The sequence below is a fragment of the Ruegeria sp. HKCCA5929 genome (genome assembly GCF_013034525.1).
GTDB lineage: Bacteria > Pseudomonadota > Alphaproteobacteria > Rhodobacterales > Rhodobacteraceae > Ruegeria.
Genome location: NZ_WQGE01000003.1, coordinates 153,168 through 179,867 on the forward strand (window position 1 = coordinate 153,168; position 26,700 = coordinate 179,867).

Annotated in this window: 14 protein-coding genes; 11 read left to right on the forward strand and 3 right to left on the reverse strand. The window is 58.7% G+C overall.

Annotation, left to right across the window (positions count from 1 at the left end; all coding sequences use genetic code 11):
* Positions 1–14: 14 nt before the first annotated feature.
* Positions 15–914, reverse strand: a complete 900-nt coding sequence (locus GOV90_RS09625) for a LysR family transcriptional regulator (RefSeq protein WP_171095607.1) — start codon at positions 912–914, stop codon at positions 15–17.
* A gap of 161 nt (positions 915–1,075) precedes the next feature.
* Between GOV90_RS09625 and GOV90_RS09630 the strand changes: the two genes are divergently transcribed.
* Positions 1,076–1,570 (forward strand): nuclear transport factor 2 family protein, encoded by a 495-nt coding sequence (locus tag GOV90_RS09630; protein WP_216602353.1) that lies wholly within the window; start codon positions 1,076–1,078, stop codon positions 1,568–1,570.
* 20 nt (positions 1,571–1,590) lie between these two features.
* Positions 1,591–2,424, forward strand: coding sequence for an Hsp70 family protein (locus tag GOV90_RS09635; RefSeq protein ID WP_253284787.1), 834 nt, complete (start codon positions 1,591–1,593; stop codon positions 2,422–2,424).
* A gap of 97 nt (positions 2,425–2,521) precedes the next feature.
* On the opposite strand, the gene GOV90_RS09640 is transcribed toward GOV90_RS09635, so the two are convergent.
* Positions 2,522–2,659: a DUF2256 domain-containing protein gene (locus GOV90_RS09640; protein ID WP_171095609.1), complete on the reverse strand. Its 138-nt coding sequence runs from the start codon at positions 2,657–2,659 to the stop codon at positions 2,522–2,524.
* A gap of 3 nt (positions 2,660–2,662) precedes the next feature.
* Positions 2,663–4,162 carry an FAD-binding domain-containing protein gene (locus tag GOV90_RS09645; RefSeq protein WP_171095612.1) on the reverse strand — a complete coding sequence of 500 codons (1,500 nt, stop codon included), beginning with the start codon at positions 4,160–4,162 and terminating at the stop codon, positions 2,663–2,665.
* Between the two features lie 375 nt (positions 4,163–4,537).
* Here GOV90_RS09645 and GOV90_RS09650 point away from each other — a divergent pair, with 375 nt between their 5' ends.
* The 9 genes from GOV90_RS09650 (at position 4,538) to GOV90_RS09690 (ending at position 26,660) form a co-directional block, all read left to right on the forward strand.
* On the forward strand, positions 4,538–17,860 hold the full coding sequence (locus GOV90_RS09650; protein ID WP_171105846.1) for an autotransporter outer membrane beta-barrel domain-containing protein: 13,323 nt from the start codon (positions 4,538–4,540) through the stop codon (positions 17,858–17,860).
* A gap of 18 nt (positions 17,861–17,878) precedes the next feature.
* On the forward strand, positions 17,879–18,358 hold the full coding sequence (locus GOV90_RS09655; RefSeq protein WP_171095616.1) for an invasion associated locus B family protein: 480 nt from the start codon (positions 17,879–17,881) through the stop codon (positions 18,356–18,358).
* Between the two features lie 381 nt (positions 18,359–18,739).
* Positions 18,740–19,351: a helix-turn-helix domain-containing protein gene (locus GOV90_RS09660; protein WP_171095619.1), complete on the forward strand. Its 612-nt coding sequence runs from the start codon at positions 18,740–18,742 to the stop codon at positions 19,349–19,351.
* A gap of 96 nt (positions 19,352–19,447) precedes the next feature.
* Positions 19,448–21,031 (forward strand): ABC transporter substrate-binding protein, encoded by a 1,584-nt coding sequence (locus tag GOV90_RS09665; protein ID WP_171095620.1) that lies wholly within the window; start codon positions 19,448–19,450, stop codon positions 21,029–21,031.
* Between the two features lie 59 nt (positions 21,032–21,090).
* Entirely contained in the window at positions 21,091–22,032 is a 942-nt protein-coding gene (locus GOV90_RS09670) for an ABC transporter permease (protein ID WP_171095623.1), read from the forward strand.
* Positions 22,029–22,880 (forward strand): ABC transporter permease, encoded by an 852-nt coding sequence (locus tag GOV90_RS09675; RefSeq protein WP_171095625.1) that lies wholly within the window; start codon positions 22,029–22,031, stop codon positions 22,878–22,880. The genes GOV90_RS09670 and GOV90_RS09675 overlap by 4 nt, the downstream gene beginning before the upstream one ends.
* A 3-nt stretch (positions 22,881–22,883) precedes the next feature.
* Positions 22,884–23,876 carry an ABC transporter ATP-binding protein gene (locus GOV90_RS09680; RefSeq protein ID WP_171095627.1) on the forward strand — a complete coding sequence of 331 codons (993 nt, stop codon included), beginning with the start codon at positions 22,884–22,886 and terminating at the stop codon, positions 23,874–23,876.
* Entirely contained in the window at positions 23,873–24,871 is a 999-nt protein-coding gene (locus tag GOV90_RS09685) for an ABC transporter ATP-binding protein (protein WP_171095629.1), read from the forward strand. Before GOV90_RS09680 ends, GOV90_RS09685 begins: the two co-directional genes overlap by 4 nt.
* Positions 24,864–26,660: an aminopeptidase P family protein gene (locus GOV90_RS09690; protein ID WP_171095631.1), complete on the forward strand. Its 1,797-nt coding sequence runs from the start codon at positions 24,864–24,866 to the stop codon at positions 26,658–26,660. The genes GOV90_RS09685 and GOV90_RS09690 overlap by 8 nt, the downstream gene beginning before the upstream one ends.
* The last annotated feature ends 40 nt before the right edge of the window (positions 26,661–26,700 follow it).

A 26,700-nucleotide genomic window follows, 5' to 3' on the forward strand; every position in this document is an offset into this window, starting at 1 on the left:
GTATTCTTATTTTTCTACTTAGAACCTCTTTGCTGTTTTATGTGCTCAATGAACAGCTTTAGTGGCATCATGCCCCTGTATTCCCGCGGGTAATAAAGGAAAATACCGGGCGTCTGGCCCAGATGGTTTTCAAGAACAGGCTTAAGGTGGCCTGCCCTGATTTCAGCGGCCACAAAGGCCCGGAATGTATAAACCAGCCCCAACCCCTGTTTTGCAAGATCAACCGAAGCCGGCAAAGTGTTTGTGATCAGATTGCCTTGCACTTGAACGGAATACGGTCCCTCTTTGGCTTCAAAACGCCACGGAGCAATCTGGCCAGAAGACTGAAACCTGTATCGAATACAGTTATGCTCAAGAAGATCGCGTGGGTCCATGGGCGTGCCGCGGGCAGTCAGATAGTGCGGACTTGCTGATACAGCCAGTTGCAATGGCTGAGTAAGTCGAACCGCGACCATATCTTGCGCAACTCGGTCCCCCAACCGGAACCCAGCATGCAATTCTTCGCCCAAAATGTCCGAGAGCGCATCCGTCAATGACAGCTCCAGCTCAATCTCGGGAAATTTGGCGCAAAAGCTGTTCAGGATCGGGCTCACGTACAAATGGTAGGCAAATTCAGGCATGGCCAACTTCAGCGTACCACGGGCGGCATGGCCTGTGCTGCGTGCACTTTCTACCGCCTCGGACAGTTGGTCAAAGGCTGGGCCCGCTCCACGGATGAGCGCACGCCCGGCTTCGGTCAGGCTGATTGAGCGCGTTGTTCTTATGAAAAGTGCCGTATCCAGCTGATCTTCCAGCGACTTTAACTGATGACTCACGGTCGATGGTTTGATGCCAAGTGCGTCTGCGGCGGCCCGCAACGACCCGTGCCTTGCTATGGCGGCGAAGATTTCAAGCGTTGCAAGCGGTAAGCGCATAGGATCCCCGATCTTGGCTTTGTTCGATTCTATACATGAAAGTAGTGAATTTCAGGGGAATTATCACGAAAGAGCTAAATAACTAAGTTCTCGTCATCACAGCACAGACCGGCAGAAAGCGTTGCAGTTGCCCGACGCCTAAGCGCCTGAGAGGACAAGAGATGAAAACCCTGACCAAAGCCGCAGCACTCGCCACCGCAATCATCGCAGGAGACACCGCCATGGCGGCCTCACCGGAAGAGAACATCAAAGTGGTCCAAGACTTTTTTGCCGCCTACGGCACGAACGATCTGGACGGAATTGCTGCCGTGATGGACGAGGACGTCAAATGGCACATTCCGGGTCGTCACCCATTGTCTGGAACGAAGAACGGGCGTGAGGAAGTGCTCGCCTTCTTCGCACAATTGGGCACAGCCGGGTTTCAAGCCCAGCCGATCTATTTCGGCGCGGATGAAACACATGTCGTGGACATTCATCGCGGTTGGTCGAATGCAGACGGAAAACCGAATGTAGATACGACCTGGGCGCTGGTCTATCGCATCGAAGAGGGCAAGATCGTCGAAGCGACGAACCTTTCTGCCGATCAGGATGCAGCAAATACGTTTTTCTGGTCGCAGTATGATCTGGCTCCGCTGCCGGACCGGCTGGCTGATTAAGTCGCCGAATGGTGAAGCCCATGCGCGCATGTTACATAGCCGCCGGATTTACGGATGTTCAGTTTTGCCCAGAGCCCGCCGCAGCGGCCATCGCGACAGGTGCCACTGAATGCGGCTCGGGTACTGGGCTGGTTGTCGACATTGGGGGTGGAACGTCTGACTTTTCGGTCTTTCGGTCCCATGCAGCCGAATTAGAGATTCTGGCCAATCACGGCGTGCGCATTGGGGGAACGGATTTTGATCGCGCGATCAGTATTGATCATGTGATGCCGCTTATGGGCAAAGGTTCGATGGTTCGGGATGTCTTTGGCAGCGGGGCATCGAAGGCCCCCAACGCCATATTTAACGACTTGGCGACCTGGGAGGTGATCCCGTTTCTGTACACCGCGCAGAACCGGCGCACGGTGGGCGACATGGTACAACTGGCCCAGTCACCTGAACGGTTGGCCCGCCTTGCTTCGGTGCTTGAGCACGAATTGGGGCATGAACTGGCCTTTGCTGTTGAACGTGGAAAGATTGCTGTGAACTCAGGGTCAAAAGATCCAGCGATCAAACTTGACGTGCTTGAGGCTGGGTTGGCTGTGCAGTTAAGTGACGCGCTGGTGGCCGACAGTCTTAACGATCATACTTCACGGTTGGAGACTGGGGTGCAAGAAGCGTTGCGTCTGGCGGATTTAACTGCAGAACAGATCGACCGGGTTGTCTATGTTGGCGGCTCAAGCCTGATGGCCATTGTCCCCGAAACGATGCGACGTGTTTTCCCGGATGCCGAACATTCCTTTGCATCTGTTTTACCGCAGTGGCCGAAGGTCTCGCGATCATGGCAGCGCGAGAGGGCGTGTAACCGTCGGTGACCAGTTTTAGTCAAGGGCGCGTTCTTTGAGGGGTGCAAGAGTTCACTTTTTTGAAAACATGAGGCGCATGTCACGGCTAAATGCTTTAACAGGCTGATCATCTGGCGCGCCTGCATCGGTCCGAGCAATAGCGAACCTGATCCCAGACCTTTGCCCATTTCCGACGCCATGTGAAAGGTCGCCCACATCTGACGCAAGTTTTAGAGGGCAGGTCAGATTTCTTGCGCATGCGCATCGGTTAGCCGTCCAGTGGTAAACTCAGTTGGGCCGAAGGTTTTGATCGTGCTTTAGACGATGAGCGGCGTTTGCGACTTCCGTGTTTGGACTGGATGGCGGCGGCTTCGATGCGAAAGGCCGGAGTGCGACGGACAGCCCAAATCCTCTCGCGTGCCAGCTTTGCGGCGGCAAAGTGGTCAAAGATTCGTTCGGGATAGAACGTGCCAACCACCGCCGCAGCATTCGGTGCGGACCACGGCTCTTGTAGATAAGGATCGGCTATCGCTGCCAACTCTGGCACCCATAGCCGGGTAAATGCACCGGACGGATCCTGATCTTTTCCCTGTTTCACAGGATTGTAGATCCGCACAGCATTGATACCGGTTGTGCCGGATTGCATTTGGACCTGGTTCCAGTGAATGCCCGGTTCATAGTCGGTAAATAGCCGCGCCAATTCCAAACCCGGCGCGCGCCAGTCAAGCCAAAGGTGATAGCTTGCGGTTGCCATTACCATCGCCCGCATCCGGAAGTTCAGCCAACCCGTTGCTCGAAGTGAACGCATGCAGGCATCCAGAAAGGGATAACCTGTTTGACCATTGGCCCAGGCATACAGGTTCGCGGGATCTGGCTGCACAGGGCGTAAGTCGTCGTAAAGCTTGTGCAGGTTCTTGAATTCGATCCTGGGTTCGTCTTCCAGTTTCTGGATGAAGTGGCAGTGCCAATGCAGACGACCCGAAAAAGAACGCAGCGACTTGCGCCAGGCTTGCGCACCCGAACTCAAATTTTGTTGCCTCTGCCCCGTCGCCTGTGCCACCTCGCGCATCGATACGGCCCCCCAAGCCAGATAGGGTGACAGTCGCGAGCAGGCGTGGGCGCCTTGTAATGGCGAAGACATCGCGCGTTGATAGGTTTCTCCTCGACTGTGTAAAAAGCTGTCCAAAAGCTGTAAACCGTCGCTTCGCCCACCGGGCTGGCGATCCGGGCAGGAATCTGACACAAGCTTTAGATCCTTCGAGGACGGCACACGGCCTAGATCCATTTCAAGCGCCGACAGAACCGGCGGCAGAGCTTTGGGTTGCGCCATAAGGGCGTCCCAGCGTCTGGCCCACCCTTCGCGCGAGGTCATTCGGCGTTGTACACCGTGGTTTTTAACTTCACGCCATCGCACCCCGTGTTCAGTGCACCACTCAGCCACTTTCAGGTCACGGCGATAGGTCCAGTTGTTGCCGGTTTCTTCGTGCGACCAAAGCGCAGAGAGGTGCCCCGCAGCATGTAGATCTGACAGGATCTGAGTGATTTCCCCGGTTCGTATAACCAGAGGCTGACCCATCTGGCCCAGATCATCGCGCAATTGTTCGAGCGTTTCGGCGATAAAGCCCCAGTGGCGGGCAGACATATCAGGTTGCTGCCAAAGGTCCGGTTCTACGACATAAAGTGGAAGCACCTCTCCGCATTCCGCAGCGCGTGCAAGGGCGGAGTTGTCCTGCACGCGAAGATCGCGTTTGAACCAGACGATCTGCATTGCGTTAAGCCCGTATTCCAAAACTTCCGAACATTGCGCAGACACTTAGAGCGGAAGTGAAGGTCATCCAGCCTAACAGAGATCTGCAATCTTAGGTTGTGACCTCTGCTCAGATTGAAACGAACAACCATTGCGGGTGGCATTCGTTATCGCTTTGGAAACATTGCATTGTATCGAAGTGATACTTTTGTGTTGTAAATCAGCAATTAGTCTTACCAAACCGTTAATGAGTGAACAAATTCACATCAATCGTCTTAAAATTGCAGATACTCTTCACAAGATGGTGATGGGGAAAGCTCGAATTGCAGGTGACTGCTTTTCGGGAACCTGTTCGGTCGCCGTGTCGTTTGAATGCGTTGGTTGTGAGGTTCCAGAGTGATCAAGAAATCAAATTTGCTGGTTACTGTTTCGTTTTTAGCTCTGATTTCAAATCCTTTGCTCGCTGCGCCGACGGCGGCCTCGAAGGTTGGTGATACCGTCAAAAACCCGGTGACGGGTCAGGATACAACAGTTAGCGCACTGATCGTAGACCCCGCATCCACGCCAACGGCGGGTACAACAGCCTTCGTTGAAACCGCAGACGGCTACGTTTTTCTGGTCAAGAGCGCAGGCGACACAATCTACAATTCAGACAATCCCCCGCTTGCCTTCAGTATTGTCTCTATTTCTGGAACGACTGCTCAAATCAGCGGCGGTGGAGCGACCGGTACGGCAAGTTTGTCGACCCAGTTGACGCTGTCTCAGTACAACAGCGACTTCAACAGCTCGGGTACGCCGGGGACGGTGACACCACCTGTCAACGTCTCAGGCCCTAATGGGGTGAGTCAGGTTGTCTATGGACAGGATGGCAGCAATGGGCGGGACGGTGCATTGGTGGTTCCACCGAGTTCAGGTGGAAACGGCAGTACGGGCCCGACTCAGACCCAGTCGCTTAGCAGCGATGTGAATGCCACCAGCAATGTCGGATGGGAGATTGGCAGTGTTGGCGGCGACGGCGGCGACGGCGGGGATTCCTATCTAAGCTTTTGGGACGGGCGCGATGGCGGTGACGGCGGTAAGGGCGGCACGGTAAACGCAACGCAAACGGCCAGCAGCACGATCCAGACATCGGGCGCTAACAACGAGGGGATCTTTGCGTTCAGCCGCAGCGGCCAGGCTGGGAACGGCGGCAGTGGTTTTGCGGCACCGGGCGGCGGCACCGGAGGCCACTCGGCCGATGGTGGTAACGTGACGGTGACCCAGGCTGGATCGATTTCGACCAGCGGTGACTATGCTGACGGTATCTATGCGCTGAGTGTGTCAAACAACGGCGGCAATGGCGGTTCGCAATGGGGATTGGTCGGATCCTCCGGCAGCGGCGGCTACGGCGGCAGCGGTGGCAACGTGGTGGTCAACACGGCGTCCACCGGCACTATCCTGACCACCGGCAATTTTGCCAACGGGATTCTTGCTCAGTCCGTCGGTGGGTCCGGTGGCTCTGCCGGAACCAGCGGCAACCTTCTTGTTTCACTGATAGGTAGCGCAGATAACGGCGGCAACGGCGGGCAGGTGTCGGTCTCGCATGGTGGAGCCATTGAAACGCGGGGCAGTTTCTCTCGAGGGATCGTTGCCCAATCCATCGGCGGCGGGGGCGGTTCCGGTGGAACTGCCGGGGGCCTCGTTTCTCTGTCGTTGGGTGGTGTGGGATCAAATGGTGGCAGCGGTAGCGCCGTCAGCGTGTCTGTGCAGGGATCAGGAAGCATACTGACCCTTGGGGACGGAGCGGACGGGGTGATGGCGCAGTCAATCGGTGGCAGTGGTGGTACCGGTGCGAATTCCTACGGTTTGGTTGCAATCGGCGGCGGCGGGTCTCGTGGCGGTACAGGTGCGGCGGTTAGCGTCAGCAACTATGGGCGCATCGTGACCCAGGGGGATGGCGCGCGTGGCATCATCGCTCAATCCATTGGCGGCGGTGGCGGTGACGGGGGATCGTCCGGCGGCATGGTGTCTGTTGGCGGCAACGGCAGCGGCGGCGGCAGCGGTTCGTCCGTAACCATTGTTAACGATGGCATCATCACCACTGGCGGCGACGATGCGATGGGCATTTTAGCCCAGTCTATCGGCGGCGGCGGCGGTAATGGCGGTTCGTCCGGGTCTGTTGGGGCCTTTGTAGGCGTCGCAATCGGCGGCGATGGCGGAGCTGGTGGCAAAGGTGGTGACGTCAACGTTACTTTATCCAATACAGACAGCAGTCAGCCTTCGGCGATCCAGACGTCGGGCGCGCGATCCACGGGTGTTTTTGCGCAATCTGTTGGTGGCGGTGGCGGCAACGGCGGCGGGGCTGTTTCGGTTGCTGTCGGCGCTTTTGGCGCTGCTTCTGTTTCCGTCGGCGGATCGGCAGGCAGTGGAGGAGACGGGGGCAATGTAACGCTTGCTGGCGGCGGTTCGGCTTCGGTGCAAACCGGGGGAGACGATTCAACCGGCATCATGTTGCAGTCCGTTGGCGGTGGCGGCGGCAATGGCGGGTATGCCGTTTCGGTTGCGGTCTCCGGCGGTCCGGTTTCTGGCTCTCTGGCAGTTGGTGTTGGAGGTGACGGCAGTACAGGTGGCAAAGGCGGTAACGTCACGGTTGGTCAGTTTGACAGCAGTGGCGCAGCCGTTGCCGCCGGTTTCGAAGGCACGGTTGTCACAACAGGGAACCGGTCAACCGGTATGCTGTTTCAGTCTGTCGGCGGTGGTGGCGGCAATGGCGGATTGGCTGTTGCCGCAACCGGCGGTGCCTCGGCGCTGTTTTCCGGCAACGTCTCGGTCGGAATTGGTGGCCAGGCGGGCAGCGCTGGGAATGGTGGGATCGTACAGGTCTCGACCAATGCTGATGTGACGACGACCGGCACAAACTCAAGCGCGATTATTGCGCAATCCGTCGGTGGCGGCGGTGGCAACGGCGGGGGCAGTATCGCGGCCGGGATCAGCGCCAGCGGTGGGGCATCTGCTGGGGTTAATGTCAGCGTCGGTGGCAATGGCGGCGGGGCAGGAACTGGAGGCAAGGTCACTTTGGTCGCGGGCGGCTCATCCATCGAGACCAGCGGCGCGTTTTCCAGCGGCGTTGTTGCGCAATCCGTCGGTGGCGGCGGTGGTAATGGCGGCTACAGCATCGGGGCCAGCGCTAATATCGGCGGCGCGGCTGCCGGGTCCGTGAATGTCGGCCTGGGTGGTAAATCCGGCGGTGGCGGTATCGGTGGCACTGTGACCGCGCAGGTTGGTGCAAATGTTACAACGCGTGGAAACGATTCCGGGGCGGTTGTCGTTCAGTCCATCGGTGGCGGTGGCGGCAACGGTGGATTCAGCGTCGCGGCAGGTTTGGCTGCAGGCGGCGCAGGCGCGGGAACAGTCAACGTCGGATTGGGAGGCTCGGGTGGCAACGGGGGCAACGGAGGCACTGTTTCAGGTGTCCGCGTCAACGGAGACGTCCGAACCGAGGGACTGCGTTCGACGGGTGTGGTGGTTCAATCCATTGGCGGCGGTGGTGGTAACGGTGGTTTCAACGTCACCGCAGGTGTCGCCGCAGCGGGCGCCGGAGCTGGTACGATTGGAGTCGGGTTGGGGGGCAATGGTGCTTCGGGCGGCGATGGCGGCATCGTTGAAGGTCAGGTTGCAGGAAACGTTACAACACTGGCTGATGCGTCAAGTGGTGTGGTGTTTCAGTCCATTGGTGGCGGTGGCGGCAATGGCGGTTTCAACGTCACAGCCGGAATAGCGGGGGCTGGTGCCGGCGGCGGTGCCGTTTCCGTTGGCTTGGGCGGCGGCGGCGCTGGTGGTGGTGTCGGGAAGACAGTCACCGGGCAAGTCACGGGTACAGTCCGCACAAGCGGCACGGATTCTACTGCGGTCCTGGCACAGTCGGTCGGTGGCGGCGGTGGCAACGGTGGGTTCAACGTCAGTGCGTCGCTGGCAGGTGCAGGTGTGGGCAGCGGTGCTGTTAGCGTAGGTTTGGGCGGTGATGGTGGCACTGGTGCGATCGGTGGGACTGTCACCCTGACCACAACCAATTCAATAGAAACGATTGGGGATCGTTCCTCGGGCGTAGTCGCGCAATCGATCGGCGGCGGTGGTGGCAACGGCGGTTTCAACGTTTCGGGTACCGGGGCTGGTGCGGGCGTCGGGTCAGGCGCGGTGAGCGTTGGCTTGGGTGGTACCGGCAGTGGCGGTGGCAACGGTGGCTCAGTTACTTTGACGTCCGGCGGCACTGTATTGACGCGGGGCAACGGATCAACGGCCATTCTGGCGCAGTCTATCGGCGGCGGCGGCGGCAATGGCGGCTTCAACGTCAGTGCGTCAGTCCAGGGATCGGGCACCGCTGGCGGTGGTGTGTCTGTCGGCTTGGGTGGAAATGGCGGTGGCGGCGGCGACGGCAGCACCGTCAAAGCCACGTCAAACAACGCTGTTGAAACGCGCGGAGATCAATCTTCGGGTGTCGTCGCACAATCCATCGGTGGTGGTGGCGGCAACGGCGGGTTCAACGTGGCCCCTGTTCTGTCAGGCGCGGGAACAGCCAGTGGTGCGGTCAGCGTCGGTCTGGGTGGATCGGGTGATACCGGCGGCAATGGTGGTGCAGTCACTTTGACGTCCAACGGCACCATTTTGACCAAAGGTTTCGCGTCCGGCGGGTTTGTTGCGCAATCCATTGGTGGCGGCGGCGGCAACGGCGGTTTTAACGTTTCTCCAACCGTCTCAGGCGCTGGCACCGGCGCGGGGTCGGTCTCGGTTGGTCTTGGGGGCTCTGGCGCGGGTGGTGGTGACGGCAGTACTGTCACGGCCAGTACCACTAAAAACGTGGTGACCATGGGTTCTGCTTCGGTGGGTATCCTTGCACAATCCGTTGGTGGCGGCGGTGGCAATGGCGGCTTCAACGTCTCACCAGCGCTGGCCGGGGCTGGCACAGGCGCGGGCGCAATCAGCGTTGGCTTGGGCGGGTCCGGCGGCAGCGGTGGCACCGGTGGCGTTGTCGGGCTGACAGTTGCCAACAGTGTTCGCACCGAAGGCAACCAATCCAGTGCGGTCGTCGCGCAATCCATTGGTGGCGGCGGTGGCAACGGCGGGTTCAATGTCTCGGCTTCTGTAGGTGGAGCAGGTACCGGTTCTGGCGCGGCTGCAGTGGGTTTAGGTGGTCGCGGAACCGGTGGCGGCAACGCTTCGTCGGTCACGGCTGACGTCACTGGTGACCTTGTTACGTTAGGCGAAACCTCTTCCGGGTTATTGGCTCAATCGGTTGGCGGCGGTGGCGGCAATGGCGGCATGAATATCTCGGTCGCGGTGGCTGCGGCTGGAACGGGTTCGGGGGGTGCATCTGTTGGTCTGGGCGGCGCGTCCGGCACTGGCGGCGATGGCGGAACGGTACAGGCAACGCTGACAGGCGACGTCTCGACCCAAGGCAATGAATCCGGAGCGTTCATCGCACAAAGCCTTGGCGGCGGCGGTGGCAATGGCGGCATGAACGTCTCAGCGACAGTGACTGTCGCCGGAAAAGGAAGCGGGGGCGCATCCGTAGGGCTTGGCGGCAGCGGTGGAAGCGGTGGTGATGCCAACACTGCTACGGGCACCGTTGTGGGCAACGTGAATACTGCGGGCAACAACTCGGGCGGTGTTCTGGTGCAATCTGCTGCTGGTGGAGGCGGCAACGGCGGGCTGAACGTCTCTGCGGCTGTCAACCTCTCGGGCACAGGCGGCGGCGCTGTCGGTGTCGGCATTGGCGGGTCCGGTGGCAGTGGCGGAAGTGCCAATGCTGCAACCGGTACGGTCACGGGCGATGTGACAACGACGGGCGACACGTCGACCGGCGTTTTGGTGCAATCCGTTGGCGGTGGAGGCGGTAACGGTGGCGTCAATATCTCGGGCGCGCTTAGCATTGCGCGTACAGGTTCCGGTGCTGCAGGCATCGGCGTTGGCGGCTTTGGGGGCAGCGGCGGAACAAGTGGCACCGTTAACAGCACAGTTACGGGAAACATCATCACCTCTGGCACACGGTCTGCGGGTATCATCGCCCAGAGCCTTGGTGGCGGCGGCGGCAACGGCGCAACCAACGTTTCTGGTGCGATTTCAGTGGCCAGCAACTATTCGGGCGGCCTCGGTGTTGGCGTTGGCGGATTTGGCGGCAGCGGCGGTGCGTCAGAAAATGTCACGCAGCAGGTCACAGGCAATGTGACAACTATTGGGGATGATTCAGTTGGTATCCTGACGCAGAGCCTTGGCGGCGGCGGCGGCAATGGCGGTGTGAACATTTCATCCGCGCTCTCCCTGTCCCGGTCGACCAATGCCGCTGTGGGTATCGGCGTGGGCGGCTTCGGCGGCGGCGGAGCAGACGCAGGGGCACTGACTCAATCGACTGTCACGGGCGGCGTGCGCACTGATGGCGACCGCAGCACCGGTGTTCTGACCCAAAGCCTTGGCGGCGGCGGTGGCAATGGTGGCACCAATATCTCGGCATCTGTGAGCATCAGCCAGCAGAACGGGGGCGGGATCAGCCTTGGCGTTGGCGGCTTTGGCGGTGGTGCTGGGAATGCCGGAGATGTGATCAGCACCCTGCGCTCCAGCACAAACGCTGGCGGAACCAGTTCGATTGTCACAACTGGTGCGGAAAGTATCGGAGTTATGGCGCAATCCGTTGGTGGAGGCGGCGGCAACGGCGGTCTGAATGTATCCGGCGCGGTAAGCTTGTCTGGCAAATCCGGTGCGGCTGTGGGTCTGGGCCTCGGCGGTTTCGGCGGCGGCGGCGGAGACGCAGGCACCGTGAAACTAAATGTACAAAGCGACGTTGTTACAGCAGGGGACGGCTCGCACGGTTTGTTTGCCCAAAGCGTTGGCGGTGGTGGCGGAACCGGTGGCACAAATATCTCTGGGACGCTGTCGCTGACCAAACCTTCGGGTTCCAGCACGATCTTTTCAGTCGCGGCGGGTGTCGGTGGTTTTGGTGGCGCGGGCGGCAACGCGCAATCTGTCGATCTGGATTACACCGGCAATGTTCAGGCGGTGCCAATGGTCATATCCAACGGCACTTCGACTGTTGATCAAAGCAAAGGAGCCAGTGGCATCATTGCGCAATCGCTTGGCGGCAGCGGCGGCAATGGCGGGATAAATGTATCCGGCGGTTTGGCGATTAGCGGCAAACCCGGCGCGGGTCTGACCGATCAAAGCAAGTCCTACGCAGTTGTTGTTGGGGTTGGCGGTTTTGGCGGTGGCGGCGGCGACGCCGGTGACGTCTCGGTTGATATCGGTGCAGGAAGCACGATCCGGGCGCATGGTACAGGGCAGTCCGGTCTGCTGGCACAATCCGTTGGCGGCGGTGGCGGCAATGGTGGCATGAACGTCTCGGGTGGGATCGTGTCAGACAGTTCCCTGATCGTGGGTGTTGGCGGGTTCGCGGGCAATGGCGGCAAAGCGGGTGACGTCACTGTCACGTCCCAGGCAAACATCACGGTCACAACAAACCCTGATGACATCTCGATCCCCAACACTACAACGTTCGAGGACAAGCTGCGCGATTTCCTGGGCAACACGATTGTCGATCAAACTCAGGAACTGACCTCAACTTTCGGACTTGAGCGTCTGTTTATCGACATGGGTGTCTTCAATGAAGAAAAGCAGGATACAGACGGCTCGGCTGGTCTGCTGGCGCAGTCCATCGGCGGCGGCGGCGGCAATGGCGGGTTGAACGTCTCGGGCGGTATCGCGCTGAGCAAAGACGGCAAGATCCCCTCGGTCACATTTGGTGTTGGCGGCTTTGGCGGCAACGGCAATATCTCGGGCAATGTGGCGGTGGATCATGCGGGCGCGGTTTCGGTTGCGGGCAACTGGAAGCACGGTGTTCTGGCGCAATCCATTGCGGGCGGCGGCGGTAACGGCGCGCTGAACGTGACTGGTCAACTGAACTACGGCGATTCCAACAATTCCAGCGGCAAGACCGATCTCAGCATCGTTGGCGGCCTTGGCGGCCACGGAGGCACTGGCGCGGATGCGGGCGACGTAACTGTCACGCAAACCGGCAATATCTCGACAAATGGTTATCACGCACGTGGCCTCTTTGCGCAGAGCATTGGCGGCGGTGGCGGTACCGGTGGGATCAACGCGACGTTCGTGGGTACCAAAGACAGCTCACCGATCGCGATGGGCATTGGTGGCTTTGGTGGCGGCGGAGGTGACGCGGGCAATGTCACCGTAGCGCGCGGAACGTCGACAGCGGCAGCGGGTACCATCACAACCGATGGGGCCGGATCGCACGGGATCGAGGCGTCCAGCATCGGTGGCGGCGGCGGTGACGCCGGGATCAACGCGGTTGTGGGTATCAGCAAAACTACCGGCAGTCAGAGCAATGGCGGCACAGGCGATTCAAGTGGCCGCAAAACGCCCACGAACACAGGCGTCGATGACTCAGTCATCGCAAACTACAATGCGGTACTTGATGAGCTTGAGGGAAAGGTGAACCCGGCGGATTCCTCGGGTAATAAGACGGGTGTTTCGGCTGTGGTGGCCATTGGTGGCTCTGCCGGAACTGCGGGCGATGGTGGTACGATTGATGTGGACCATTACGGCAATGTCCTGACCAAGCAGGACGGTAGCCACGGGATTTTTGGGCAATCCATCGGTGGCGGTGGCGGCAACGCAGCCTTGAACCTGGGGATGACCTACGAGTTGGCCTCGGACGCGACAAACAAGGGCTTTGGTCTGGCGATTGGCGGTGGTGTTGGAAACGGCGGCGACGGTGGTGCTGTCGATTTGCGCCATACCGGTGACATCACCACGCAAGGGGCAAATTCCCACGGTCTGTTCGCGCAATCTGTTGGCGGCGGGGGCGGCAACGCCGGTTACAACTCTGCCTCTACCTCGGTGGATGGCGGCAACGTCAACATCCAGATCGGTCGCGTTGGCGGCACGGGTGGAATGGGCGGCAACGTCTATGCAAGCTCGAACGGAATCATCTCTACGCAGGGCAACAGCTCTTATGGCTTCTTTGCACAATCGATCGGTAACGGAGGCGGAAACTCGACCTCGACCTCGGTCAGCATCGGAACCCCTAAGACCGGCGACAGCAAAGGCAACAAGGCCAGCCTGTCCGTTGGGCTTGAAGGTGGCACCGGCGGTGAAGCCGGCGATGTCACAGCTGTTGTGGCTGGTACGGTCTCAACCCAGGGTACGGATGCCCATGCGGTGTTTGCCCAAGCGGTAGGTGGCGGCGGCGGCACCGGCGGCAAGGCCAGCAACTCGGCCGGCAAGGGCACATCGATTGCCCTGTCTATCGGCGGCAGCGGCGGCAGCGGTGGCTTGGGGGGCAAGGTTGACCTCACCAATACCGCGCGGGTCGCGACCTTTGGCGACCGGTCAAACGGGTTGCTGGCACAATCCATTGGCGGCGCGGGCGGCACCGGCGGTATGGTTCAGGCGGGTCAGTCGAACCTCGATACCATCAAAGCCGTAGTAAACCCGTCGACCGTTGGGACCACTGCATCAATCAATGTCGGCGGTACAGGCGGGGACGGCATGACCTCGGACACCGTAACCGTAGACAGCGACGGGATCATCACAACCCAAGGCACAATGTCTCATGGCATCTTTGCGCAATCCGTCGGCGGCGGTGGCGGCATGGGGGGTGTGGTCGAGAACCGCATCATCAGCCTGCGCAAAGACATCGGCAACACGGCTACGTTGTCAATCGGGGGCAATGGCGGCACGGGTGCGACCTCGGCGGCGGTGTCGGTCACGAACCGAGACCTGATCCAGACTGTTGGCGACAAATCCGTTGGTATCTACGCGCAATCCGTTGGCGGCGGTGGCGGAGACGCTCAACAGGTGCGCAACATCATCCTGGGTCGGTCCTCGGACGGTGCAACGACAAACGCCATTCTGATTGGTGGCACCGGCGGCACAGGCGGGGCTGGCAGCACAGTGACGGTTGCAAATACGGTCGACGGTACAATCCTGACCAGCGGTGCTGAAAGTCACGGTATCTTCGCGCAGTCTGTTGGCGGCGGCGGCGGCACTGGCGGTTCGACTATTTCGGTCGACGGCCGTTATGGCGGGGCTGAGGCCAGCACGCGGCGGGCGCTGCAATTTGGTCTGGGCGGCTCGGGTGGCACAGGCGGTATTGGCAGCACCGTTTCAGTGACCAATGCGGGTACCATCGTGACCACGGGTGCCGGTGCGCATGGAATTTTCGCCCAGTCCATCGGTGGCGGTGGCGGAAATGGAGGCAGCTCCATCACTGGGACACTGCGGCTGAAAACCGGCGACAACAGCTCGCCCACAGCGCAGTTGAATATCGGCGGCTCGGGCGGCAGCGGTAACGTAGCGGGCAATGTAATCGTCTCCAACAGCGGCGATATTCAGGTCGATGGGGCTGGAGCTTACGGTGTTATGGCGCAATCGGTCGGCGGCGGTGGCGGCAATGGTGGGCTGGCCGTGTCCATGGATGTGAATGACCTCAAGAACACGATGACCGGCAAGTCTTTCTCCAAGATCGCCATTGGTGGTTCGGGCGGTTCGGGTGCCGATGGCGGAGACGTCACGGTCAATCATACCGGCACCATTGTGGTAAACGCCCAAAACGGGTTTGGCATCTATGCGCAATCCGTAGGCGGCGGTGGCGGCAACGCAGGCTACTCGGTCTCGTCCCCGCTGGTTTCGGCGCTGGATTACACCATTTCACAGGCCTTGGGTGCCCGTACAGGAACAACCGGTTCGGTCGGCACCGTTACCGTGAATTCGACTGGCGACATTCTGGTGAATGGTGAAGGTGCGCAGGCTGTGTTTGCTCAATCGGTGAATGGCGGTGGCGGCAATGCCAACACATCGGTCAATTTCACAACGCGGACGTCTGGCGCGACAGGTTCGGTCGTGCGCAGCGACATTGCCCTTGGCGGCGACGATGTATCAGGCACGGCGGGCAATCAGATTACGCAGACGCATGACGGCAACATCGCCACGACGCGTGACAGATCGACCGCCCTGATGGTGCAGAGCGTCGGCGGCGGCGGTGGAACCGCGTCCACCAACGTGGACGTCGAGGATGGTGACGCCATCGACGTCACGGCACGACTGGGTGCAATCAACACCAACGATGCAAATGGTGGAGATGTAACCGGCAACCGTACGGGTGATGTTGGCACAGATGGCGCATTCTCGTCGGCGGGTACAGTGCAGTCGATTGGTGGCGGCGGCGGTAAGCTGGTGCTGAACAGCAACGGCAGTGGCGTGGCCGGTACAGAAAAGGCTGCATCGGTTATCCTGGGTGCTGATCCCAGCTTCAACAACGATGGCGGCATGATCAGCCTGTCGCTGGACGGTGATGTCTTTACCAGCGGAGACCGCGCGTTTGGTCAAACGGTACAAAGCATCGGTGCGGGCGGTGGCGAGGTTGTGATCTCGGGGCTTGGTGCCACCGATGTGACCCTGGGGGCGCAGGATGGATCGACCGGGGATGGCGGCAATGTCAACTTCACCAATATCGGTGATATGACCACAAGCGGCCAAGGCTCTCATGGCTTCGTCATTCAGAGCATCGGCGGTGGCGGCGGTATTGTCTCGACCGACATGGCGCAAAGCCGGATCACCGTGGGTCTGTCGACCAACAATGGCGGCAATGGCGGCGATATCGATTTCACGCAGACCGGGACCATCGTAACCACCGGCCAAGACGCGATTGGTGTGCTGGCGCAGTCTCTGGGCGGCGGCGGCGGCATGGTGGATTCAGTCTTCCGTGGTTCCGCTGGCGGCGCGGGTTCCGGTGGGGCCATCGACATGGCGCTGAGCGGCAATATCATGTCGGTTGGCGCAGGCGGCATCGGTGTTCTGGCGCAGTCCGAGGGGCGTGATGGCGCAGGTGCCATTAATCTTGGCCTCGATGGTGTTATCATGGGTGGCACCGGGCAGACGGGCTCGGTTGCTTCGATCGTTGTTGACGGGGGCACGAACAACGCGCTGTCGCTGTCGGCGAACAGCGTTTTGTTGGCCGGGAACAATCAACTGCTGAATGGCGGGGATGGGAACGATCAGGTGACACTTTCGGGTGCGGCGCTTGGAAACCTGAACCTTGGCGCAGGTTCCAACGGCCTGACCGTTGCAAACGGGGCTGCGTTCTATGCGCTGGATACCGTTGATCTGGGTTCGGCGGGGCTGATGCAGGTGAACGGCGAGTTTGTTCTGGGGGCCAACTGGGGGCTGAACACAACGTTCACGTCATCTGTGCAGGCCAGTAACTTTGCTTTCTACGGCAATGTCAGCCAAACGCTGGATCTGACCGGAAGCCTTGCCTTCGGCAATAGCGCAACGTCGACGTTTGATGTGTATTTCCTCACCTCAGGTGCATCTGGTGGTAGAAGCGATCTGGTCAATGTGACCGGAAACGCAACAATCGGCGGTACGTTGACGCCACAGCTGAACACGCTGGAACGCGCTTTGCCTTTGGTGATCATCAATCCGAATGGCACCGCAGCGGATGCCGGGACAACGATTCAGGACACGGTGGTTCTGGACTATTCGATAGGTTTGAATGGTTCGACGTCTGACGGCAGTTCCATCGATCTGGTGGTTGCGCCCGACTATTCGACGCAAGGGATGAATGCCAACCAAACGGCCATCGGTAACTATATCAACCAAGTGCTTTACGGTCAGGGATCGGCGGCACAGGGCGAGTTGTTTGCCCTCATCGGCAATATGCAGTCCGAGGCTGAGGTCATCGCTGCAATCAACACGCTGTCGACGTCAGACTATGCGTCTGATCTGGTGGATGCTTACTACGGCACACGGGTGTTTGCCGACACACTGCACAATTGTGAGCGCTTCACGGATTATCAGGTTGGTGATGATCCGCGGAACTGCATGTGGTTCTCGGGTGGCAGATCCTTCTTTGACCGCGACCAGACCGGAATCTACGATTCGCTCGACATAAACGCGACCAACCTTTCGGCAGGTGTGCGTATTCCGGTCGGAGATGAGCTTTACGCAGGATTTGCCGTGGGTCACGACCGGATGAGCCTGAGCAACGGGTCGTCCTATACTGCAAATGGCGACCGGTTCAATCTTGGCGCGTCGATCACCAAATATTCTGGCGCGTGGGAATTCGCAGCCCAGCTGTCCGCCGGTTGGTCGGATTACGATACGCTCAGCGCCGGTGGGATCGTTGGTGTGCTGCCAGGCGGGACTGTTGTGAACACGTCAGGGGTCAGTGAGATCACCCACAAGACCAACCATCAGAACCTGCGGTTGAGCTTTGCCTATGACCACAGGTTCGCTGGAGGCGCGTCTTACCTGCGCCCCGAGTTGTCATTTGACGCAACACGTCTGGCCACTTCGAGTAACGGTCAAGCCACGTTGTCCGGGGTCACCCTGCAAGACGACAGCAACATGATCTACTCGCTGACACCTTCGTTGGAAATGGGGACCGAACAGGTCCTGAGCGGCAAGCAGAAGCTGCGCGCCAGTTTGCGGGCGGGCGCTATATTCTCGTCCGATGATACAGTATCGGTCACTGCCGGGTTCGCGGGGGCCAGCGCTGCAGATGGCGGCTTTGCCAATACCAGTTATGTCGGCGACAGCCATGGGGTCATTTCGGCACGGCTTGGCTTGTTCGCACTGGATGACAGCCGCTTTATCAATCTGAGCGTGGATCATATGTTCGGAGACTCAACCGAGGCTTTGCAGGTTGGGCTTGGCCTTGGAGTACAATTCTAATTCATGAGGAACAGCAGAATGAAAACTTGGATTTGTGTCTTGGGCGTCTCGATGGGGTTGGCGCTGCCGCTGGCCGCTCAGGAAACCGAGGCACCGCTTTGGTCTGTCAATTGCAGCAATTTGGTCAGTGGGGGCGAGTTGGTTTGCGAGATGACACAAAGCATTGTTCTGGCCGAAAATAATCAACGTCTGACCTCGATCGCATTTGTGAAACCGGCTGGAAATGACGAGGTTGAGGCCGTGCTAACCCTTCCTTTTGGACTGTTGTTTTCCGAAGGGCTGGTGGCCAGTGTAGATGGCACCGAAGTCGCGCAGCCCGCGTTTCTGACCTGCGAGGCGCAGGGGTGTTTTGCCCGCTCAACGGTTTCCTCGGACTGGATGTCCGCCATGCGTGCCGGAGACCAATTGACGATCGCAGGGGTAAACCGGATCGGTGAACCGATTACCTTTACCTACGATCTGGCGGGTTTCAGCAAGGTCTCTGATCTGCTGCCATAAGTTCCACCTCAGGGTTACACCTGGACTGCGCCCGCACAGGCTGGCGCAGCACTTAAATTTCGAATTTTGCTTGGAGCACTCTTAGCTCAGGATGACCTGTAATACGGCGGCGATGTGCAGGTATCATTCCAGTTCTGAAAAGAGCCAAAGACCCGCACTACGCACCGATGATGTCCTGCTTAGGTTGCCGGGGTCGCAAGAAAAAATACAAAACTGTCACCCAAAACCATGGGCATGATTTGGATCGCGCCACTCCACCCTGAGACACTGCGCGGAATCCTTTTTCAGTTTGAGCATTTTAGGCAGATAAAAATAAATTTTGATCTTCGCCGAATAATTCTATTGAATGGCTTGCACTTTCCGAAGCCCAGGAGATCGTGAATGCAAGCCCCGACCAAGCATGCCAAGTCCAAGCAGAAAGGTAAGCCGACCGAGCTGGGGCAGGCCATTCGCAGGCGGCGCAAGGCGATGGGAAAGACCTTGGATCAGGTGGCGCAATCTGCCGAGCTGACAACCGGATTTCTGTCTCAGGTGGAACGCGGGCTAAGTTCTCCGTCGTTGACATCCCTGATGTCGATCGCAGCGGCCTTACAGACCAGTATCGAACAATTGCTCAGTGTGCCCGAGGTGTATTCTCAGTATGTTGCTCGGGATAACCGCCAGTCATATTCGCTTGGAACACGTGGGCGTTATTATGAAAAACTGGGTCCGGGATTCGCTGGCGCGTTGTTCCACCCGCAGATCGTTCATCGCCCTGCTGGGCATGTTTCTGAACGCATGTGCCATACTGGTGAGGCCTTCTGTTATCTGTTGTCGGGGCAGTTGGAATATCATTTGGGTGATCAGGTTTTCACGCTGTCGCCGGGCGATGTGATTCATCACGACACCTCAACGTTGCACTATTCAGTCGTGCTGGGTGAGACCGAAGCGGTTGAGCTTTGGGTTACGACTTCGCCGATCAACAATACTTCTGATCAAGATTCGCACGCTTAAAAAATTTTCTTCATAGCTAAAAAAAACTTTAGTAATGTTAAAAATTGGTTATTCTCCCCTCGCATGAAGCAGATGCTGTTGCGGGAGGACAAGAGAATGCATTTGAAATCGGTACTTGGGCTGGTTGTTGCCTCATCTTTGGCGGTGCCAGCGTTGGCGCAGGAACGAGGCGGCACGCTGAATTTCGCCAGATATGACGGATCAAGATTGATTGACCCGATCTATGCGGATCGAAATCCTGACATTTGGATGGTTGGCAGCTTGTTCGATACGCTGCTGCGCGGCAGCGCCGATGGAAACTCTGTTGAACCCGGATTGGCTGAAACGTTTTCTGTCTCAGACGACGGCAAGACGGTATCTTTGACCCTGCGAGAGGGCATTCTGTTTGCCGACGGATCACCCATGTCAGGGGGCGATGTCGTATTCTCTCTGGACCGGGCGCGGAACCCGGATCTTAGCCCTTGGGCGGGCCTGTTGGGTTCAATTGATACTGTGTCAGCCGATGGCAATGCGGTCACGATTTCTTTGACGGATGCAGACCCAACCATTCTGTCTATGCTGGCAACGTTCAACACGGCGATTGTCTCCAAAGCGGCCTTTGACGCAGCACCAGGTGATACGGATCAGGATAAATCCGCAGCAATCTTTGCCTCGACATCTGCTGGCGTCGGATCCGGCCCATTTTACCTGTGCGGTTTTGAACAAGGGGCCTCGATGGATTTCTGCGCCAATGAGAATTACTGGCGCATGGGCGCGGACGGCAAACCGCTGCCTTACTTGGAAGGTGTACATTTCGAGATCATCCCGGATGACGCGACCCGCATTCTGAGCCTGCAGGCTGGTGAAGTGGACGCAGCCGAATTTATCCCGTTCAGCCGTGTGGCCGAGTTGGAGGCTGATCCGAATATCAGTATGCAGCTCTACCCATCGACACGGATCATCTATTCTCCGATCAACACGCGCGAAACGCGCGCTGACGGCTCACCGAACCCGCTGGCGGATGCCCGCGTGCGGCAGGCGCTGAACTATGGCACCAACAAGGATGCCTTGATCGGTGTGGTTCTGCATGGCGCGGGTCAGCCAATGAGCTCGCCACTGATGGCGAAAGCTACTCAGTACGCCTCTGACCTCAGCCCGCTGTATTCCTATGACATGGAAAAGGCCAAGGCGCTGGTTGCCGAAGCGGGTCTGGAACCGGGCACTGAAGTTACGCTGACAACGCTGGCAGGCTCTGCGGATGACGCGACCATCTTTGCGGCCTTGCAACAGATGTGGGCGCCTTTGGGCATCGAATTGGTGGTTGAACAGGTCGATGGCGCCACGCGAGGGGCAAAGAACCGTTCCGGTGAGTTTGACATCCACACCTATGGCTGGGTCAACGATGTAAACGACCCAAGTCAAGTCGTAGGTTGGCTGGGATATACTCCGACCGCCAAAGCTGTTGGCACGGGTTGGGAGAATGCCGAGTTCAACACTCTGTTCGAAGAAGCCGCGAAAGAGATGGACCCCGAGGCTCGCAAAGCCAAATTCGCCAAGATGCAGGACCTTTATGCCGAAGCCGCCCCGCTGCTGTTTATGTACGAGACCCCCTTTGCAGTGGCGCTTGGAACTTCGGTCGAGGGCTATGTTCAGACGCCCTTGGGTAATAACATCTTCGATGAAGCAACAGTCAGCCGGTAAGAGCTGAAGCCCTTGCCTCGCCGCACCCTGGCGGCGGGGCCTTTTGTCGGAGCGCGGATGTGTCCAGCCTGAACTATATCTTCAAACGCCTGTTGATGATGGTGCCGACCTTCTTTCTGGTCATGGTCATCATCTTCATGTTGGTGCGTATGCTGCCGGGTGATCCGGCCATTGCGATGGCAGGTGACCGCGCCTCGGATGCCGATATTCAGGCGATCCGCGAACGGCTGGGTCTGACGGAGCCCATGCTGGTTCAGTTCTGGTTGTTTCTCAGCAATACAGTGCAGGGCGATCTTGGACGTTCGATCCTGATGCGGACGGATGTGATAGATGTGATCGCCGACCGTCTGCCGATAACAGTGTTTCTGACAGTATATTCCGTGGTCCTGTCGCTGCTGATTGCCGGGCCGCTAGCCTTTGTCGCTGCGCTGAATCGTGGGCGCTGGCCGGATGCGGTGATCCGCACGGTGTTCCAGATCGGTCTTTCGATGCCCGTTTTCTATATCGGTCTGGTTCTGCTGACGTTCTTGGCGGCGCAACTGCGCCTGTTTCCGGTTGGTGGCTATGGGGATACGTTTGGAGAGAAGCTCTATCACCTGTTTTTGCCTTCGGTCACGGTGGCGCTTTACACCTCGGCCATCATCATGCGGAACCTGCGCAGCGCGATTATCGAGGTGCTTGACGCCGAGTATGTCCAGTTCGCCCGCGCGAAGGGCCTGCCGTCGCGCCTGATCCTTGGACGGCATGTGTTGCGCAATGCGCTGATCTCAACCGTGACGCTGCTGGGTCTTTCCATCGGCAATCTGATGAGCGGAACGCTGGTCACCGAGACCGTGTTTGCCGTGCCGGGCATGGGGCGATTGATGCTCGAGGCGATCTTTGCCCGCGACTACCCGCTGATTCAGGGCCTGACCCTGACCTTTGCGGTGTTGGTTTCGCTGGTGTTTCTGATGACGGACCTGTTCCAGAGCCGCCTTGATCCAAGGATGCGCCTGCAATGAGTGATGTGACCTTCGCCGCTGATCGCCCTTCTTTCCTGCGTATGGCCTTGCGAAAGCCAGGTTTTGTCGCCGGGATGCTGATCATCGGATTTTCGATCCTGCTGGCGATTTTTCCAGGGGTCTTCGCGCCATATGATCCAAATGCGATTGATTACAACGCAATCCGTCAGCCCCCGTCATGGGCGCACCCGTTTGGGACCGATCTGTTGGGCCGTGACAGCCTGTCTCGCGTGATCTGGGCCTATCAGGTCAATATGCAAATGGCTGTGTTCGGCACCGTGTTTGCGCTGGTAACAGGTGTGATCATCGGCGCACTGGTCGGCTATTACCGAGGCATCGCCGATATGATCTTTGGCCGGATTGTTGATGCAGTCATCACCTTCCCGTTTCTGGTGCTGGTGATCGCGGTGGTCGCTGTGCTGGGGCCGGGATTGGTCAATATGTATATCGCCATCTCGGTGGTCTATTGGGTGTATTACGCACGCCTGATGCGAGCCGAAGTCATTGCTCAGATGGGCAATGACTATGCGGCCGCCGGGGTCGTCATGGGCTATTCCGACCGTCGCATCATCTTCCGCCACTTGCTTCCCAACGCGATCTCGCCTGTGATCGTTTATTGGATGACCGACATGGCACTGGTGATCCTTCTGGGGTCTTCGCTGGGCTATCTTGGGTTGGGTGCACAACCGCCGCAGGCCGAATGGGGCGTTCTGATTGCCGAAGGGCGCAATTTTATCTCAACCGCGTGGTGGCTGAGCCTGATGCCGGGGCTCGCAATTGTTTTGACCGGTCTTGGTTTTTCCCTGTTGGGCGACGGGTTGGCCGATCTGTTGAGGCCGAGGGGGTAAGGGATGGAAGACAACACACCGATCCTGCAGGTCGAGGGCCTGAACACCACCTTCTACCGCAACGGCAGCGCCTTGCCTGCCTTGCGTGACGTGAGCTTTTCTGTCGCGCAGGGTGAGGTCCTAGGGCTGGTCGGGGAAAGCGGATCAGGCAAAAGCGTCACGTTGCGTTCGATCATTGGACTTGCGCGCCGTTACGGGGATGTAACCGGAACAGTGCGTTGGCAAGGGCGCGATCTGGTCGGGATGGCAGATCGCGCCCTGCGTCAAATTCAGGGGCGTGAGATCGCGATGATCTTTCAAGAGCCGATGACCTCTCTCAACCCGCTGCTGACGGTTGGTCTACAACTTGAAGAGACGTTGCGCGCCCATACCGACCTGTCGCGAGCAGCGCGCCGGGATCGTGCTATAGAGATGCTGGATCTGGTCGGTATCCCGTCGGCTTCACAACGGTTGAAGGACTACCCGCACCAGTTTTCCGGCGGCATGAGGCAACGGGTGATGATCGCCATTGCGCTGGCAGCGAACCCTAAATTGTTGCTTGCGGATGAGCCAACCACGGCGCTGGACGTCACCATTCAGGCCCAGATCCTCGATCTGATTCTTCAACTGGCGCAGGACTTGGATATGGGGGTGGTGATGGTCACGCATGATCTGGGCGTCGTGGCGCAGACCTGCGACAAAGTTGCGGTGATGTATGCGGGCCGGATCGTCGAGCAAGGGCCGGTCAGGGATGTTCTGCGCGAACCGCATCATCCCTATACCGTTGGTCTGATGCGTTCGGTGCCCGAGAATTTGCCGCCACGCACACCTCTTTACTCCATACCCGGCGTACCACCGGGGTTGGACGCTTTGCCTGTGGGATGTGCTTTTGCCCCGCGCTGCGCGTCATGTATTTCACCATGCAGTCAGGATCGCCCGGCCTTGTCTTTGATCACCGAAGGGCGGCAGGTGGCCTGTTTCAATCCGATTGCCACGTCTCAGGGGAATGCCGCATGAGCGCCACGGTGATGGAAATCCGCGACCTGCATCTGTGCTTTCCTTTAGGGCGCAGCCCAGGCGATTTTCTGACCGGTCGCCCCGGTCGTGTCGTGAACGCACTGAACGGTGTCAGCCTGGATCTGATCCGGGGCGAAACACTGGGTGTCGTAGGAGAGTCCGGTTGCGGCAAGTCTACACTCGCCCGCTGTATCGTGCGGCTTTACAAACCCAGCGATGGTGAAATTCGTTTTGATGGGCATGAAATCTTTGCGGCCGATCAGCGTACTGACAGGGTGTATAATCGTCGCGTTCAGATGATGTTTCAGGATCCGTACTCGTCTCTGAATCCGAGGATGACAACGGGGCAAATCCTGACCGAAGCGCTGCGCGTGCATGAGATGCGCCCAGAAGCGGACATCCCCGGGCGCGTTGCCGAGTTGCTGGAACTGGTGCGATTGCCGCAAGATGCACAGCACAAGCTGCCGCATGAGTTTTCGGGCGGACAGCGCCAGCGTATTGCCATTGCCCGCGCATTGGCGGTCGAGCCCGAGGTTCTGATCGCGGATGAACTGGTCTCGGCACTGGATGTTTCGGTGCAAGCACAAGTGGTCAATCTGTTGCTTGAATTGCAGGAGACTTTGGGGCTGACAATCCTGTTCGTCGCTCATGACCTGCGCTTGGTGCGTCACGTTTCAAACCGTGTTGCGGTGATTTATCTGGGCCGGATTGTCGAGATCGGAGACAGCGAGACGCTGTTTTCCGCCCCGGCGCACCCTTACAGTCAGGCGTTACTGCAAGCGGCCCCATCGCTGAACCCCGATGATCGGGGCAGGGCGGTCAAGCTGGAAGGCGAACTGCCGTCGCCCCTGAATATGCCGTCCGGTTGCCCGTTCCATGTGCGCTGCCGCCACGCCACCGAAATCTGCAAGGCAACTCGACCCACCCTGCAACCATTCAAGGAGCAGGGCGAAGTTGCCTGCCACCATGTTGAAGAGATCAATACCCATGCTTGACGCCCCTGACGCGAACAAGGCCCCTGTCGTCGCCGCTTTGCGCGCGGAAATGAAAGCCAGACACTTGGATGCATTTATTCTGCCGCGATATGATGCGCATCAGGCGGAATATGTTGCGCCGCATGATGAAAGGCTTGCTTACGTGACCGGGTTTACCGGATCGGCAGGTTTTGCTATCGTCACCATGGATACGGTCGCGCTGTTTGTGGATGGGCGCTATGTGGTTCAGGCCGCGAACCAATGTCCCAAGCCATTGTTCTCGCACCACCATTTGTTCGAGGAACCACCCGAGCATTGGCTGGCGGGTGTGGCGCAGCCTGGCTGGCAGGTCGGATTTGACCCGATGCATATTCCTCCAACCTTATTCGATCGGTTTGCTAAGGCGGTCCAGCAAGGCAAGCTGGTCACTGTCGAAGATAACCCGGTTGACAGAATTTGGGTGAACCAACCATTGCCCCCGGTTGGAGAAATAGAACCCTTTCCGGTTCAGATTTCAGGCCAGCCGACACGCGAGAAAGTCGATGAACTGTTAAGCTGGATGCGGACCAGAGGTGCGGAACTGTTGGTTGAGACGCAGCCCGACAACATCGCCTGGTTGCTGAACATTCGGGGGGCGGATGTTGCCTTTAACCCAATCCCGCAGTCCTTTGTGTTGGTAAACGCAAACGGCAGTGTTCTTTGGTTTGTTGCGGCGTCGAAGCTACACCCGGATGTCCTCCAGTTCTTGCCCGAGACGGTTCTAGTCCGCGCTCCTGACGAATTTCTGCCTGCTGTAAAAGAGCAAGTTGAGCCGGGGCAGAGTGTCTTGTTCGATCCCGCGTTTTCGCCGGTTGCCGTGCGCGCGGTCATAGACCAAGCCGGTGGTATTGCGCAGCCTCATTCAAGTTTCCTAACTGCCCGTAAGGCCGTAAAAAACCCTGTAGAGCTGCAGGGGATGCGGTCCTGCCATATCCAAGACGGCATAGCTTGGGTCGAGTTCTGCGCCTGGCTTGCTGCCGAAGTCCCGCGCCGCAGTGAAGCGGGCCAGCCTGTTACAGAGCGCGAAGCAGAAGAGGCGATCTTGCGCTTTCGTCAACGCCAACCCGGTTTTCTTGAACAAAGCTTCAATTCCATATCTGCCGCAGGCGGCAACGCTGCTATGTGCCACTACTCGACACGAGGGGACAATCAGGTGGCGATCCGTCCTGGTGACACATATCTGCTGGATTCCGGTGGTCAGTACGAGACTGGCACCACCGATGCCACCCGCAGCTTCGCTTTTGGACCCAACCGCCCAGAAGGATATGATCGGGCTTATACGGCTGTGTTCCAGGCGTTTCATTCGATAGCGACCCTGCGCTTTCCGCCGGGTACGCAAGGTCATCACATCGATGCAATCTGTCGTCGACCGCTGTGGGACCTCGGGCTGGACTACGATCATGGGACAGGTCATGGAGTGGGCCACCGACTGTCCGTGCATGAACACCCACAGCGAATTGGCAAGCCCTATAACCCGGTTGATCTGGCGCCGGGCATGATCCTCTCGTTGGAACCTGGGTATTACGAGCAAGACAGTTTTGGAATTCGGATCGAAAACCTCGTTGAAATTGTCGAGGAAGATGATGGCTTTCTGACGTTCTCGAACCTTACATGGTGTCCTATTCAAACGGACATGTTGCTGGTCGAGATGCTGACCGATGCCGAGCGTGAATGGATAAACGCGTATAACCAGCGCGTGGTTGAGACGCTGGGGTCCGGTTTGTCATCTGAGGCGCTCGCATGGTCAAAGACAGCGTGCACGCCAGTTTGACCTACATGGGCACTATAAGAGTGGTTTGTTCATGCGACAC

Coding starts and splice junctions, on each gene's coding strand:
- GOV90_RS09655 (WP_171095616.1), top strand. CDS start 17,879: ATGAAAACTTGGATTTGTGTCTTGGGCGTCTCGATGGGGTTGGCGCTG.
- GOV90_RS09685 (WP_171095629.1), top strand. CDS start 23,873: ATGAGCGCCACGGTGATGGAAATCCGCGACCTGCATCTGTGCTTTCCT.
- GOV90_RS09675 (WP_171095625.1), top strand. CDS start 22,029: ATGAGTGATGTGACCTTCGCCGCTGATCGCCCTTCTTTCCTGCGTATG.
- GOV90_RS09640 (WP_171095609.1), bottom strand. CDS start 2,659: ATGCGCATGCGCAAGAAATCTGACCTGCCCTCTAAAACTTGCGTCAGA.
- GOV90_RS09665 (WP_171095620.1), top strand. CDS start 19,448: ATGCATTTGAAATCGGTACTTGGGCTGGTTGTTGCCTCATCTTTGGCG.
- GOV90_RS09690 (WP_171095631.1), top strand. CDS start 24,864: ATGCTTGACGCCCCTGACGCGAACAAGGCCCCTGTCGTCGCCGCTTTG.
- GOV90_RS09680 (WP_171095627.1), top strand. CDS start 22,884: ATGGAAGACAACACACCGATCCTGCAGGTCGAGGGCCTGAACACCACC.
- GOV90_RS09630 (WP_216602353.1), top strand. CDS start 1,076: ATGAAAACCCTGACCAAAGCCGCAGCACTCGCCACCGCAATCATCGCA.
- GOV90_RS09625 (WP_171095607.1), bottom strand. CDS start 914: ATGCGCTTACCGCTTGCAACGCTTGAAATCTTCGCCGCCATAGCAAGG.
- GOV90_RS09635 (WP_253284787.1), top strand. CDS start 1,591: ATGCGCGCATGTTACATAGCCGCCGGATTTACGGATGTTCAGTTTTGC.
- GOV90_RS09645 (WP_171095612.1), bottom strand. CDS start 4,162: ATGCAGATCGTCTGGTTCAAACGCGATCTTCGCGTGCAGGACAACTCC.
- GOV90_RS09660 (WP_171095619.1), top strand. CDS start 18,740: ATGCAAGCCCCGACCAAGCATGCCAAGTCCAAGCAGAAAGGTAAGCCG.